General features: G+C 69.0%; 15 protein-coding genes. 5 read left to right on the top strand and 10 right to left on the bottom strand.

Translation table 11 applies throughout. The annotated features are described in order from the left end of the window. Positions 1–25: 25 nt before the first annotated feature. The 3 genes from AC06FP_RS16000 to AC06FP_RS15990 form a co-directional block, all read right to left on the bottom strand. Positions 26–535: a DUF3060 domain-containing protein gene (locus tag AC06FP_RS16000; RefSeq protein WP_478076217.1), complete on the bottom strand. Its 510-nt coding sequence runs from the start codon at positions 533–535 to the stop codon at positions 26–28. A gap of 184 nt (positions 536–719) precedes the next feature. Then, complete coding sequence (gene purB / locus AC06FP_RS15995) at positions 720–2102, bottom strand: adenylosuccinate lyase (protein ID WP_478076216.1); 1383 nt, start codon at positions 2100–2102, stop codon at positions 720–722. Positions 2103–2138: 36 nt separating this feature from the next. After that, the gene (locus AC06FP_RS15990) at positions 2139–3458 is read right to left on the bottom strand and encodes a hemolysin family protein (protein ID WP_478076215.1); all 1320 of its coding nucleotides are present in this window, start codon (positions 3456–3458) and stop codon (positions 2139–2141) included. 240 nt (positions 3459–3698) lie between these two features. On the opposite strand from AC06FP_RS15990, the gene AC06FP_RS15985 reads away from it, so the two are divergent. Beyond that, complete coding sequence (locus AC06FP_RS15985; RefSeq protein WP_478076214.1) at positions 3699–5111, top strand: class II fumarate hydratase; 1413 nt, start codon at positions 3699–3701, stop codon at positions 5109–5111. 581 nt (positions 5112–5692) lie between these two features. On the opposite strand, the gene AC06FP_RS15980 is transcribed toward AC06FP_RS15985, so the two are convergent. The 7 genes from AC06FP_RS15980 to AC06FP_RS15950 form a co-directional block, all read right to left on the bottom strand. Next, complete coding sequence (locus tag AC06FP_RS15980; RefSeq protein ID WP_478076213.1) at positions 5693–6127, bottom strand: hypothetical protein; 435 nt, start codon at positions 6125–6127, stop codon at positions 5693–5695. A 61-nt stretch (positions 6128–6188) separates the two neighbouring features. Further along, on the bottom strand, positions 6189–6776 hold the full coding sequence (locus AC06FP_RS15975; RefSeq protein ID WP_478076212.1) for a DUF2884 family protein: 588 nt from the start codon (positions 6774–6776) through the stop codon (positions 6189–6191). A 33-nt stretch (positions 6777–6809) separates the two neighbouring features. Continuing rightward, on the bottom strand, positions 6810–7649 hold the full coding sequence (locus tag AC06FP_RS15970) for a DUF4097 family beta strand repeat-containing protein (RefSeq protein ID WP_478076211.1): 840 nt from the start codon (positions 7647–7649) through the stop codon (positions 6810–6812). Positions 7650–7671: 22 nt separating this feature from the next. Beyond that, entirely contained in the window at positions 7672–8685 is a 1014-nt protein-coding gene (locus tag AC06FP_RS15965) for a hypothetical protein (RefSeq protein ID WP_456116455.1), read from the bottom strand. Then, on the bottom strand, positions 8682–9554 hold the full coding sequence (locus AC06FP_RS15960) for an ABC transporter ATP-binding protein (protein ID WP_456116454.1): 873 nt from the start codon (positions 9552–9554) through the stop codon (positions 8682–8684). Before AC06FP_RS15960 ends, AC06FP_RS15965 begins: the two co-directional genes overlap by 4 nt. Continuing rightward, positions 9551–9913, bottom strand: a complete 363-nt coding sequence (locus tag AC06FP_RS15955) for a GntR family transcriptional regulator (RefSeq protein ID WP_055764809.1) — start codon at positions 9911–9913, stop codon at positions 9551–9553. The genes AC06FP_RS15960 and AC06FP_RS15955 overlap by 4 nt, the downstream gene beginning before the upstream one ends. A gap of 2 nt (positions 9914–9915) precedes the next feature. Next, on the bottom strand, positions 9916–10161 hold the full coding sequence (locus AC06FP_RS15950) for a hypothetical protein (RefSeq protein ID WP_456116453.1): 246 nt from the start codon (positions 10159–10161) through the stop codon (positions 9916–9918). 171 nt (positions 10162–10332) lie between these two features. On the opposite strand from AC06FP_RS15950, the gene AC06FP_RS15945 reads away from it, so the two are divergent. The 4 genes from AC06FP_RS15945 (at position 10333) to AC06FP_RS15930 (ending at position 13530) form a co-directional block, all read left to right on the top strand. After that, entirely contained in the window at positions 10333–10863 is a 531-nt protein-coding gene (locus tag AC06FP_RS15945) for a glutathione peroxidase (protein WP_478076210.1), read from the top strand. 100 nt (positions 10864–10963) lie between these two features. Next, positions 10964–11923, top strand: a complete 960-nt coding sequence (locus AC06FP_RS15940) for an FKBP-type peptidyl-prolyl cis-trans isomerase N-terminal domain-containing protein (protein ID WP_478076209.1) — start codon at positions 10964–10966, stop codon at positions 11921–11923. 22 nt (positions 11924–11945) lie between these two features. Continuing rightward, positions 11946–13295, top strand: coding sequence for a UDP-glucose dehydrogenase family protein (locus AC06FP_RS15935; RefSeq protein ID WP_478076208.1), 1350 nt, complete (start codon positions 11946–11948; stop codon positions 13293–13295). Continuing rightward, positions 13288–13530 (top strand): SlyX family protein, encoded by a 243-nt coding sequence (locus AC06FP_RS15930; RefSeq protein WP_153190114.1) that lies wholly within the window; start codon positions 13288–13290, stop codon positions 13528–13530. Before AC06FP_RS15935 ends, AC06FP_RS15930 begins: the two co-directional genes overlap by 8 nt. Positions 13531–13532: the final 2 nt, after the last annotated feature.

Below are 13532 nucleotides of genomic sequence, written 5' to 3'. Positions count from 1 at the left end.
GGGCCGGCCGCCGCGGGCGGCCGCTTCACATCACCCGGTTGCCGGTGCCGGCATCGGCATGGATTTTCGGCTTGCCGCTGGCGTTGACGGTGTTGTCGCTGCCGCCGAAACCCACCTCGGGAATGTCCGTGCCCAGCACCATGTTGGCATCGCCATCGAGCTGGATCCTGCCGCTGCGGGTGAGATTGAGGGTGTTGCGGCTGCCGCCGACGCGGACCTCGCCGACCTGGGCGTTGAGCACGGTGAAATCGCTGCCTTCCACCGTAATCGAGCGTGCGTCGTCGACGTTGAGCGAGCCGTGCGAGGCGGTGATGGTGATGTCGCGGCAGCTGCCATCGATGACCCATTGCATGTTGTCGCGGGTCAGGCGCAGGTCCTTGCCATCGCACCGGGCGCCGCTGGCCGGGTCGGTCAGGGTGTCGCCGGCGGCGGACGCGGCCACGGCGGCCACTTCGTCGCCGGTGGACGGCGGGGTAGCGCCGCAGGCGGCCAGCAGGGCGGCGCAGGCCAGGGGCAGGATCGGCTTCGTCTTCAAGGTGGACTTCTCTGCATGACGGAGGAATCCGGACGCTAGCAGAGGGGGTGTGACGAAGGCAGTCGGCTGTGCGAGGGGCGGGCCTGCTGCCGGACCGGGCGGCCATGGGCAGCCCCGCGCCATGCGGCAACGGCGAAGCCCGCGCTTCGCCGTTGCCGCCAGATCAGGGCGCTGGAAGCCGGCCTCAGATCGCCCGGGCCAGCGGCGCGGCCAGCCCGGCGTAGCCGCCCGGGGTGAGGTCGCGCAGGCGCTGCTTGGCGTCGGCCGGCAGGTCCAGCGATTCGATGAACGTGCGCATCGAATCGGCGGTGATGCCCTGGCCGCGGGTCAGCGCCTTGAGCTGCTCGTACGGGTTGGGCAGGCCGTGGCGGCGCATCACCGTCTGCACGGCTTCGGCCAGCACTTCCCAGGCCGCGTCGAGGTCGGCGTCCAGGCGCTGCGGGTTCACTTCCAGCTTGCCCAGGCCCTTGGCCAGCGATTCCAGCGCCACCTGGGTGTGGCCGAAAGCGGTGCCCAGCGCGCGCAGCACGGTGGAGTCGGTGAGGTCGCGCTGCCAGCGGCTGATCGGCAGCTTGGCGCTGAAATGCTCGAACAGCGCGTTGGCGACGCCGAAGTTGCCCTCGGCGTTCTCGAAGTCGATCGGGTTGACCTTGTGCGGCATGGTCGAGGAGCCGACTTCGCCTTCCTTGAGCTTCTGCTTGAAGTAGCCCAGCGAGACATAGCCCCAGATGTCGCGGGCCAGATCGATCAGGATGGTGTTGGCGCGGCGGGTGGCGTCGCCGATCTCGGCGACGTTGTCGTGCGGCTCGATCTGGGTGGTGTAGGGGTTGAACACCAGGCCCAGCGAGGCGACGAAGCGCTCGGCGAAGGCCGGCCAGTCCACGTCCGGGTAGGACACCACGTGCGCGTTGTAGTTGCCCACCGCGCCGTTGATCTTGCCGGTCAGCTCGACCGCCGCGATCTGGCGGATCTGCCGTTCCAGGCGCGCGACGACGTTGGCCACTTCCTTGCCCAGCGTGGTCGGCGAGGCGGTCTGGCCGTGGGTGCGCGAGAGCATCGGCTGGCCGGCCTGGGCGTGCGCCAGCTGGCGCAGCGTCGCGGCGATGCCCTGCAGGGTCGGCAGCAGCACCTGGCCGCGCGCTTCGGCCAGCATCAGGCCGTAGGACAGGTTGTTGATGTCCTCGCTGGTGCAGGCGAAATGCACGAATTCCAGCGCCGGCGCCAGTTCGGCGTCGTCCTTGAGCCGTTCCTTGATGAAGTACTCCACCGCCTTGACGTCATGGTTGGTGGTGCGTTCGATGTCCTTGACGCGGGCCGCGTCGGCCACCGAGAACCCGTCGGCCAGCGCGCGCAGGCGCGCCTTGCCGGCCGCGGAGAAGTCGGCCAGCTCGCCGATGCCCGGCTCGGCGGCCAGCGCCAGCAGCCACTCGATCTCCACCTTCACCCGCGCCCGGATCAGGCCGTACTCGGAGAAGATCGGGCGCAGCGCATCGACCTTGGAGGCGTAGCGGCCGTCGAGCGGGGACAGGGCGAGCAGGGCGGCTTCGGGACGGGACGGATCGGTCATGTCGGCGGGCTGGGGCAGAGGGCAGGGGCGCGTATTCTACGCCGCCGCGTCGCCCGCGGCCGGCAGCGGCTGCACGGCCACGCTCTGGATGCGGTGCCCGGCCATGCCGCGGACGGTGAAGCGGTAGCCGTCGATGTCCAGCGCTTCGCCCTGCTCGGGCAGGCGCTGCAGGTGGTGCAGGATCAGCCCGCCGACCGAGTTGGCCTGCGCCGGCGCGGCCAGGTCGTGGCCGAGCAGGCGCTCCAGCCGGAAGATCGAGGTCGAACCGGCGACGAGCACGCTGCCGTCGGCATCGCGCACGGGCGCGTCGCCGGTCGCGTGCGGGTGCTCGTCCTCGATGTCGCCGACCATCGCCTCCAGCAGGTCTTCAAGGGTGAAGAAGCCGAGGACGCGGCCGTGTTCGTCCACGCACAGGGCCAGGTGGGTGGTGCCGGTGCGGAAGCGTTCCAGCACCTGCGGGACCGGCGTTTCCAGCGCGATCAGGTTGGCCGGACGCAGCAGCCCGGACAGCGCCGGCCGCGCATCGCCGCGCGCCAGCTGCACCAGCACGTCCTTCATGTGCAGCACGCCCAGCACATGTTCGCCGTCGGCGCTGAACCAGGGATAGCGGCTGTAGCGGCTGTCGGCGAAGCCGGCCAGCACCGCCTGCAGGTCCATGCCGTCGCGGAAACTGTGCAGGTGGTCGGTGGCCCGCATCAGGTCGCCGGCGACCAGTTCGGGCAGTTCCAGGGCGTGGCTCATCAGCGCCAGTCCGCGGTCGCCGTCGCCGGCCGGCGGCTGGCCGCCGAGGATCAGTTTCAGTTCCTCGCGCGAATAACGGTGCGAGGCATGTTCGACCTCGCCCCAGCCCAGCGCGCGCAGCAGCAGGTTGGCGCTGTTGTTGAGCAGCCAGATCGCCGGGTACATGGCCCAGTAGAACAGGTACAGCGGCGCGGCGGTCCACAGCGACATCCGTTCCGGGCGGCGGATCGCCATCGACTTGGGCGCGAGTTCGCCCAGCACGATGTGCAGGAAGGAGATCACGCTGAAGGCGATGACGAAGCTGGTCAGGCGCGAGGCGTCCGGCGTCAGCCCCAGCAGGTCGAACAGCGGCTGCAGCAGGTGCGCGAACGCGGGTTCGCCGACCCAGCCCAGCCCCAGCGAGGCCAGGGTGATGCCGAGCTGGCAGGCCGACAGGTAGGCGTCCAGGTGGCCGTGCACGTTCAGCAGCAGGCGGCCGCGCCAGCCATGGTGTTCGGCCAGGCCCACCGCCTGGGTATGGCGCAGTTTGACCAGCGCGAACTCGGCGGCGACGAAGAAGCCGTTGAGCACGACCAGCAGCAGGGCCGCGGCCAGCAGGGCGAGGTTGCCGATCATGCTCGTCCCGCCCCGAAGGCGGTGGAGGCGCGCGTGGCGCCGGGGAGCAGGATGCGGCTGGCGGAATGCGCGTGGCCGCGACAGCCGTCGGGGTCGTCGCCCATGTGCGGAGGAAACCTTGGAAAACGGAAACCCCGAGTCTAGCCGATGGAGCGCGTGCACGCGGCGCGGCGACATTCGGCGGTATGGTGGTGCCATGCCGCCAGGCGGCCTTTTCCCGGAACGACGTGGAGCCAACCGATGAGCAGGAACTTCAGGATCGAACACGACAGCATGGGCGAGCTGCAGGTGCCGGCCGCGGCGCTGTGGGGCGCGCAGACCCAGCGCGCCGTGCAGAATTTCCCGGTGTCCGGGCAGCGCATGCCGCGCGCCTTCATCCGCGCGCTGGGGCTGATCAAGGCCAGCGCCGCCGAGGTCAACGTCGGGCTGGGGCTGCTGCCCAAGGGCGTGGGCCGGGCGATCCGCGCGGCGGCGCTGGAGGTGGCCGCCGGCGAGCACGACGCGCATTTTCCGATCGACGTCTACCAGACCGGTTCGGGCACCTCGTCGAACATGAACGCCAACGAGGTCATCGCCACGCTCGCGTCGCGCCGGATGAAAGCTGGCGGCGGCAAGGCCGGCACAGCACGTGTGCACCCCAATGACCACGTCAACCTCGGGCAGAGCTCCAACGACGTGATCCCCACCGCCATCCGCGTCTCGGCGCAGCTGGAAACGGTGGATACGCTGCTGCCGGCGCTCAGGCACCTGCGCCGCACCATCGACAGACGCGGGCGCGCGCTGGGCAAGGTGGTCAAGACCGGCCGTACCCACCTGATGGACGCGATGCCGCTGACCTTCGCGCAGGAATTCGGCGCCTGGTCGGCGCAGCTGGAATCGGCGCAGGGGCGCATCGAAGACGCGCTGAAACGGCTGCGCCGGCTGCCGCTGGGCGGCACCGCGATCGGCACCGGCATCAACGCCGATCCACGTTTCGGCGGCAAGGTGGCGCGCGCGCTGTCGGCGGCGACGGGGACGAAGTTCGAGAGCGCGCAGAACAAGTTCGAGGGACTGGCCGCGCAGGACGACGCGGTCGAGCTGTCCGGCCAGCTCAACGCGCTGGCGGTGGCGCTGATCAAGATCGCCAACGACCTGCGCTGGATGAACTCCGGGCCGCTGGCCGGGCTGGGCGAGGTCGAGCTGCCGGCGCTGCAGCCGGGCAGTTCAATCATGCCGGGCAAGGTCAACCCGGTGATCCCGGAAGCGACGGTGATGGCGGCCGCGCAGGTGATCGGCCACCACACCGCGATCACCGTGGCCGGGCAGACCGGCAACTTCCAGTTGAACGTGGCGCTGCCGCTGATCGCGGCCAACCTGCTCGATTCGATCCAACTGCTGTCCAGCGTGATGACCCTGCTGGCCGACAAGGTGTTCGCCGGGCTGGTGGTCAGGCAGGAGCGGGTGCGCGAGGCGCTGGCGCGCAACCCGATCCTGGTGACCGCACTCAACCCGATCATCGGCTACGAGAAGGCCGCGGCCATCGCCAAGCGCGCCTACAGGGAACAGCGCCCGGTGCTGGAGGTGGCGCGCGAGGACAGCGGCCTGCCGGAAGTGGAACTCAAGCGGCTGCTGGACCCGGTGGCATTGACGCGCGGCGGCATCCATGAGGGCTGACCTGTGTTTTTCCTTCTCCCTGCGGGAGAAGGTGGCGCGCAGCGCCGGATGAGGGTGCGGGCGAAGCCTCCTGCAGCTGGATATCGCGGGCTTCGCTCCGGCCCTCACCCCAACCCCTCTCCCAAGGGGAGTGAGGCTCAGGGCTGCAGCTTTTCCTTCTCGCTGCGGGAGAAGGTGGCGCGCAGCGCCGGATGAGGGCGCGGGCGAAGCCTCCTGCAGCTGGATATCGCGGGTTTCGCTCCGGCCCTCACCCCAACCCCTCTCCCGGGGGGAGTGACGCTCAGGGCTGCAGCTTTTCCTTCTCGCTGCGGGAGAAGGTGGCGCGCAGCGCCGGATGAGGGCGCGGGCGAAGCCTCCTGCAGTTGGATATCGCGGGCTTCGCTCCGGCCCTCACCCCAACCCCTCTCCCAAGGGGAGAGGGGCTTCAGGTCGGCCGTTTTCCTTCTCCCTGTGGGAGAAGGTGGCGCGCAGCGCCGGATGAGGGTGCGGGCGAAGCCCCCTGCAGCTGGATATCGTGGGCTTCGCTCTGGCCCTCACCCCAACCCCTCTCCCGGAGGGAGAGGGGCTTTAGCTGCAGCTCTTCAGCGCAGCGCGCGCGGGTTGGCCAGCGCTTCGGCGTAGTCCTTGAACTCGGGAATGCGCTGGGCCAGGTCCGGCGGGAACGGCGTTTCGCCGGCGGGTACCTCCAGCGGCACGGTGCGGCCGCTGGCGTCGGCCGGCGCGGTGGAGTCGGTCAGCGTGTTCTGGCGCAGGATCTGCAGCCGGACGAAGCTGGTCTGCAGCAGCTCGCGCTGGCCCTGGTCGAGCGGGATCTCGATGTCGTCCACGCGCAGCCTGCCGTCGGGCAGGATGTCCAGGTTCGGATAGGGCGCGCGCCGCACCGACACCAGGGTGGCGCCCACTTCCACCTTGGGCCTGCTGCGCTCGGCGCGGTGGGCGGCGTACTGTTCGCGGTCGCCGCAGCCGGCGGCGGCGGCGATGCAGGCCAGCAGGAGGGGCAGCAGCAGTTTCTTCATGGCGGAGTGCAACGGTACGGCGGGGGAGCGGCGATTCTACCGCCCCCACCGCCGGTGACGGTCAGGGCAGGGTCACGTGGCCGTCGCGGCATTCATCGACGTCGCTCTGGTCCATCTTCGCGTAGGGCTTGAACTCGGGGATGGCCGCGGCCAGCCGTTGCTGGGTGGCGAGCATGGCCGGCAGCCGGTCGCAGATCTTCGCCGCGCTTTCCTCCAGTTTCTTCGCCTCGGCGTTGACGCGTTCCTCGATCTGGTCGGTATCGCCGGAGAAAATGCCCTTGATCGCCTCGCCGGCGGCGCGAACCCCCAGGTTGGCGCCCTGTACGCCGATCTCGATGCCGGCCTCGGCCACCTGGATCACCTGCCCGCGGTATTCCAGCAGCAGCCTGCGCTGGGCGTCATCCACCGCGATCGTCCGGCCGTTGATAAGCAGGTCGCCGGCGGGCGAGATCTCGACCTTGGCGCCATTGTCGCTGGATACGCTGATGTTGTTTTCGACCAGTTCTTTGCGCGCCTTGTTGGTCGCTTCGCGGACCTTCTGGCCGATGCTGGCTTCGCCGAGCGGGTCGTCGGCCTGGGGGCGCTTGCCGCAGGCGATCAGCGGCAGGCACAGCATCAGCGCGAGCAGGGGGGCTTTGAGCGTCTTCATGTCGGTGCTTCCGTTGCTGGCAGGAGGAATGAATCAGTGCTTCTTCGGCAGCTCGATGGCGCCGCGGATGCCGGAGTGGTCGACCGAGCCGCTGCCGGTGCGCTGCACCCGCAGGCTGCCGGCATCGCGTACGCGCAGGTCGCCCGAGCCCAGGGTGCTCAAGCTCACCGCGCCGCGGACGGCGCCGATGTCGACGTCGCCCGAACCGATGCTGGCGATGTCCACATTGCCCTGCACGTCGCGCAGTTCCAGGTCGCCCGAACCGATGCTGCCGACCCTGGCGTCGCCACGCACGCCATCGACGCGCACATCGCCCGAGCCGATCGACACCACATGCAGCGCGCCCACGCCGTCCAGCTCGATGTCGCCCGAGCCGACCGCGGCGGTGGCCAGTCCCCTGATGTCGCGCGCCTTGACGTCGCCGGAACCGACGTCGGCGCTCATCGCCTGCGCGCCGGCGAGCGAGGCATCGCCGGAACCCACCTTGAGCTGGACCATCACCTCGTCCGGCAGCGTGCCGCCGATGTCCAGCCAGGCGTAGCTGGAGCCGAAGTTGATGTTCATGCCGCGGCTCTCGCGCTGCAGCCGCACGACGAGCTTGTCGCCCACCTTCTCCTGGGTGAGTGAAAGCTGGCCGAGCAGTTCCTGGCTGGAGGCGCAGGCGCGGCCGGACAGCGCGGCGCGGGCGCCGGGCGATGCCTGCAGTTTCAGGTCGTGGCTGTTGACTTCGAAGACCACGGCCTTGGCGCCGGCCAGTTCCAGTTCCAGCGCCTTGGGCTGGCTGAACCTGCAGTGCTCGTCGGCCAGGGCCACGCCCGGCAGCAGGGCCAGGGCGAACAACAGGGGCTTGATCGTTGCGGATTTGATGTTCATCGGGTTCCTCGCAGGTGGGCGGTCAGATGTCGTCGCGGCGCTGGCGCAGCCAGATCGCGGCGGCGATGAACAGGGCGCCGACCAGCACGCCGATCCACAGCTCCGGGTTGGCCAGCCCGGCCAGCTGCACGCCGGGCGAGAAGCCATGCAGCATCGACTTCACCGACTCGCCATTGGGCGTGGGGCTGCGATAGGCCAGCTCGATGCCCGGCGTGGCGCTGAGCAGCAGGCGGCCCACCACATGGCTCCAGAACCAGCCGCTGTTCATGCCGAACAGCTTCATCAGGTCGAACCAGCTGACGATGACGCCGGCGAACACCGGCAGCATCACCGCCCACAGGAACGGCTTGCTCTTCGCCCAGGCCGAACACAGCAGCAGCCAGCCGGCGGTGGGCAGCGCCCACAGCGCGTACACCGGGATCCAGACCAGGTGGCTGGCGGCGATCGAGAACGGGTTGGACGAGGCCCAGATCAGGGTGATCGGGTTGCCGCCATGGAACAGCACCACCAGGCTGATGACGACCATGAAGCCGAACATGGTCACGATGGCCGCGGCCACCGCCAGCAGCGGGGCGATGACCAGCGCGCCGACCAGCTTGGACAGCACTGTCTGCGTGTCGGAGACCGGCATCGACTTCCAGAACAGCACGCTGCGGTCGCGGCGGTCGTCGTACAGGGCGCCCAGACAGTAGAAGAACACCACGAAGGCCAGGGTGATGAACGGCCACGCCGAGCTGAGCAGCAGGGTGACGTTCATGCCCTCGCCGAACCGGGCCATGTCCTCCGGGGAGATGTGCCGGGTCAGCAGGCCCAGGTCCAGGCCGTTGACGTTGACGCCGTTGATGTGCAGGTCGCCGTTCTCGGCCGCGCGGTGGGCGGCGAACAGGCCGGCGATGATCGCCATCATCGACAGCAGCAGCGAGATGCCGCCGGCCACCAGCGGCGCGCGCAGGAAGCCGCCGCGGTTTTCCCAGTATTCGCGCTTGAGCAGCCACTTGAACTTGCCCAGCGGGGTGATGTGGTGGACGGCGTTCATGCGTAGGTTCCCTTCATGATGGCCACGAACAGGTCGGCGAGGCCGGGGTTGCGGGTTTCGCCCAGGGCATCGAGCTGGTTGCGGTCGGCGCCGTCGTAGAGCAGCACGGTCTTGCCGAACGGCAGCGAACGCTCGTCGATGGGCGCCAGCTCGCGCGCGGCCTGCAGGGTGTCGGCCGAGGCCAGCAGCTCGGTGTAGCGCTCGGACACGGTTTCCATGTCGGCCGACAGCACGATCCTGCCGTCGCGGATGAACAGCACGTCGGTGAGGATGTGCTCGATCTCCTCGACCTGGTGGGTGGTGATGATGATGGTCTTCTGCTCGTCGAAGTAATCCTCCAGCAGGCGCTGGTAGAACTCCTTGCGGTAGAGGATGTCCAGGCCCAGGGTCGGCTCGTCCAGCACCAGCACGCGCGCGTCGATGGCCATCACCAGCGCCAGGTGCAGCTGCACCACCATGCCCTTGGACAGCTCGGACACGCGCTGCCTGGGCTGCAGCTTGGTGTTGGCGAGGAAACGCTCGCAGCGGGCGCGGTCGAAGCGCGGGTGCACGCCGGCGACGAAATCGATGGCTTCCTTGACCCGGATCCAGCGCGGCAGCACCGCCACGTCGGCGATGAAGCACACATCGTTCATCAGCGCGTTGCGCTGGGTGCGCGGATCCATGCCGAGCACGCGCAGGTCGCCCTCGAACGCGGTCAGGCCGAGCAGGGCCTTGAGCGCGGTGGTCTTGCCGGCGCCGTTGGGCCCGATCAGGCCCACGATCCGGCCCGGCGCGATGGTGAAGCTGGTGTTGTCCAGTGCCGGCTTCTGCTTGTAGGCCTTGCGCAGGCCCTGGGCGGAAACGACGGCTTCGACGGCGGCATTCATGGTGTGGTCCCCGGTGGCAGCAGATCTTCCAAGGTCAGGCCCAGGCGCTGGATGCGTTCCAGCACGCCGGGCCACTCTTCGTTGAGAAAGCGGTCGCGCTCGCTGCCGCGCAGTTTGCGCGCGGCCTCCTCGGTCATGAACATGCCCAGGCCGCGGCGCTTCTCGACCAGGTTCTCGTCGGCCAGTTCCTGGTAGGCGCGCGAGACTGTGATCGGGTTCAGCTGGTACTCGGCGGCCACCTGGCGTACCGATGGCAGGGCGTCGCCCGGCTTGATGATCCCGTCCAGCATCATCGCGATGACGCGATCCTTCAGCTGGCGGTAGATGGGAGCGCCATCGCTCCACTGGATATCGCTCATGGTCAGCTCCGTGGATTCAGCGACTGTGCGAATGAGAAGTAGGGCAGGGAGAGGCTGGTCCGCATCCGCCGGATGGGGCGCCTGGTCTTTTCCTGCGCGTTGGCCTCCTGCTCTTCGCCGGTGGTCCCGGCGGCATAATCCTGGACCTGGCCACGCCCGGCAGGCAGGGACAGCGTGCAACCGATCAGCAACAGCGTGCCGGCCGCGGTCAGCGCCGGGAGAAGATGTCGTTGGTGCCTGCGGTTCATGGCGGTCCCCCTGTGTAGGGTGGCTGGTGTTGTATGCAACTATAACACCGACACGCCGACATGCAACTCCCCTGTAACCCAACTGATGGCCTAGTCTGCAGGCGGCCCGCGTCCGCCCCCAGGAGAATCCCGATGTCCCTTCGCAAATATCTGATTGCAATGGCGTTTGCCATGTCCTTGGCCGGGCCGGCCAGCGCCGCCGACGGCGCGCTGCTGGACCGCGACTACCGTCCGCTGGCCGGAAAGGACCCGGTGAACCTGAACCGCGCATACGGCGGCAAGGTGCTGCTGGTGGTGAATACCGCTTCCAAGTGCGGCTACACCCCGCAGTACGAAGGGCTCGAAGCCCTGCACCAGGAGCTGGCCGGGCGCGGATTTTCGGTGCTGGGCTTCCCGTCCAACGACTTCAAGGGCCAGGAGCCGGGCAGCGAAGCGGAGATCCAGGAGTTCTGCACGCTGACCTACGGGGTGAAGTTCCCGATGTTCCAGAAGGTGCACGTGACCGGCGCGGAGGCCACGCCGCTGTACCAGGACCTCACCCGCCTGACCGGCGTGGCGCCGGGCTGGAACTTCCACAAGTACCTGGTCTCGCGCGACGGCCGGGTGGTGGCGCAGTTCGCCAGCAGGGTGCGCCCGGACGATCCGGAACTGCGCGCGGCGATCGAGCGCGAGCTCGCCCGGCCGGCGTCGCAGCCGCATTGAACGGCGCCGCGGCGCACCGCCTCGACATCGCCGGTGCGCATGCGACAATGACGCCCCTCGCGCCGGTGGCGGCGTCTGTTCACTTCCAGGAAAGCAGCGAATGAAGATGGGAAAGCGCGGCGCTGTGGCGTCGCTACTGATTCTGGCGATGGCGGTCCCCGCGGCCGTGATCGCGCAACAACCTGCCGCTCCCGCGGCCACCAAGGAGAAGTCCGTTTTGACCTCGGAACGTGAAAAGATCGGCTATGCCATCGGCGTGGACGTCGCCAGTTCGTTCGAACCCATCGCCTCGGAAGTCGACGTCGCCGCGCTGCGCCGCGCCGTGGAGAACGCCTTCGCCGGCGGCCAGCCGCTGCTGTCGCAGGAAGAAGCGCAGAAGACCGACCAGGCCCTGCGCATGGCGATGATGGCCCGTTCCGGCCAGCAGGTGCCGGGCGTGGCGCCGGGCAGCCAGCCGCCGGCGGTGGACCGCGAGAAGGTCGGCCTGATGCTGGGCAGCTATGCGGTCGGCCCGTCGCTGGCGCCGATCAAGGACGAGATCGACCTGGACGCGACCTTCCAGGCCATCGCCACCCTTTTCGCCAAGGGCACGCCGCTGATGGACCGCCAGCAGGCGCAGGCCACCCTGCAGGCCTTCAGCACCGCCAAGCAGGCCGCCGCCGCCGGCAAGAACCGCGAGGAAGGCAACGCCTTCCTGGCCAGGAACAAGACCCAGCCGGGCGTGGTGACCACCACCTCGGGCCTGCAGTACCAGGTGCTGCGCGCCGGCAGCGGCGAGCGCCCGGTGGCGAGCAGCCGCGTGCGCGTGAACTACGAGGGCAAGCTGCTGGACGGCACCGTGTTCGACAGCAGCTACCAGCGCGGCCAGCCGGCCGATTTCGGTCTGGACCAGGTGATCAAGGGCTGGACCGAAGGCGTGTCGCTGATGCCGGTCGGCTCCAAGTACCGTTTCTGGGTTCCGTCCGAGCTGGCCTATGGCAGCAACGGCACCCCGGGCGGCCCGATCGGCCCGGACGCGACGCTGACCTTCGACGTCGAGCTGCTGGGCGTCCTGCAGTAAACCCCACGGAGCCACTGCACCTATGCGCGTTGCGATTTTCGGTACCGGCTATGTGGGACTCGTCACCGGGACCTGCCTGGCCGAGGTGGGGCACGACGTGGTCTGCGTCGACATCGACCAGGCCAAGGTCGATGGCCTGAACCGGGGCATCATCCCGATCTACGAGCCGGGACTGGAGCCGATGGTCAAGGCCAACCATGCCGCTTCGCGGCTGGCCTTCACCACCGATGCCGCCACCGCGATCGCGCATGGGCAGGTGGTCTTCATCGCGGTCGGCACGCCGCCGGACGAGGACGGCAGCGCCGACCTGCAGTACGTTCTGGCCGTGGCCCGCACCATCGGCCGGCACCTGCAGGTGCCGACCGTGGTGGTCAACAAATCGACGGTGCCGGTGGGCACCGCCGACAAGGTGCGCGCGGCGATCGCCGAGGAACTGGCCGCGCGCGGCGTCGAGATCGCCTTCGACGTGGTGTCCAATCCCGAGTTCCTCAAGGAAGGCGATGCGGTGGCCGACTGCATGCGCCCGGACCGCATCGTCATCGGCGCGGCCAGCGAGGAGCCGGTGGCGGTGATGCGCCGCCTGTACGCCCCGTTCAACCGCAACCACGACCGCGTGGTGGAGATGGACGTGCGTTCGGCCGAGCTGACCAAGTACGCCGCCAACGCGATGCTGGCCACCAAGATTTCGTTCATGAACGAAATCGCCAACATCGCCGAACGCGTCGGCGCCGACATCGAACAGGTCCGCCAGGGCATCGGCTCGGACCCGCGCATCGGCTGGCACTTCATCTACCCCGGCGCCGGCTACGGCGGCTCGTGCTTCCCCAAGGACGTGCAGGCGCTGGCCCGCACCGCCCTGCAGCACGGCCATACGCCGCGCCTGCTCGACGCCGTGGAAGCGGTGAACGAGGCGCAGAAGGGGCACCTGTTCGAACTGGTCCAGCGCCACTACGACCGTGGCGAGGACGAGGGCGTGCGCGGCAAGACCTTCGCGGTGTGGGGCCTGGCGTTCAAGCCCAACACCGACGACATGCGCGAAGCCTCCAGCCGCCGCCTGCTGGCGCAGCTGTGGGAAGCCGGCGCGCGCGTGCGCGTCTACGATCCGGAAGCCATGCACGAGGCGCGCCGCATCTTCGGCGAGCGCGAGGACCTGGTGTTCTGCGAATCGGCGTTTGATGCGCTGGAAGGCGCCGACGCGCTGGTCGTGGTCACCGAGTGGAAGCAGTTCCGCAGCCCGGATTTCGCGCGCATCCGCCAGGCCCTGGGCGACGCGGTGGTGTTCGACGGCCGCAACCTGTACGACCCGCGCGAGATCGAGGCGGCCGGGCTGGCCTATTACGGCATCGGCCGGGGGCGTTCCCTGCATGTCTGACCTGCTGCCGAGCGCACGCGAACAGGCGCTGGAAGATCGCCTGGTGGAACTGGAAATGCGCGTGTCCTTCCAGGAACAGGCGCTGGCCGAGCTGAGCGAGGCGCTGGCCGACGCACGCATGCAGGGCAGCCGCAATGCCGACGTGCTGCGCGTGCTGCTCGAGGACCTGGGCAAGGTGCGCAACGCGCTGAACGCCTCCGACCCGGCGAGCGAACCGCCGCCCCCGCATTACTGATA

It is taken from the genome of Stenotrophomonas sp. Steno-Z2 (assembly GCF_056393235.1).
The sequence above is the reverse complement of the archived record's forward strand: the minus strand, read 5'-3'. Positions and strand labels throughout refer to the sequence as shown.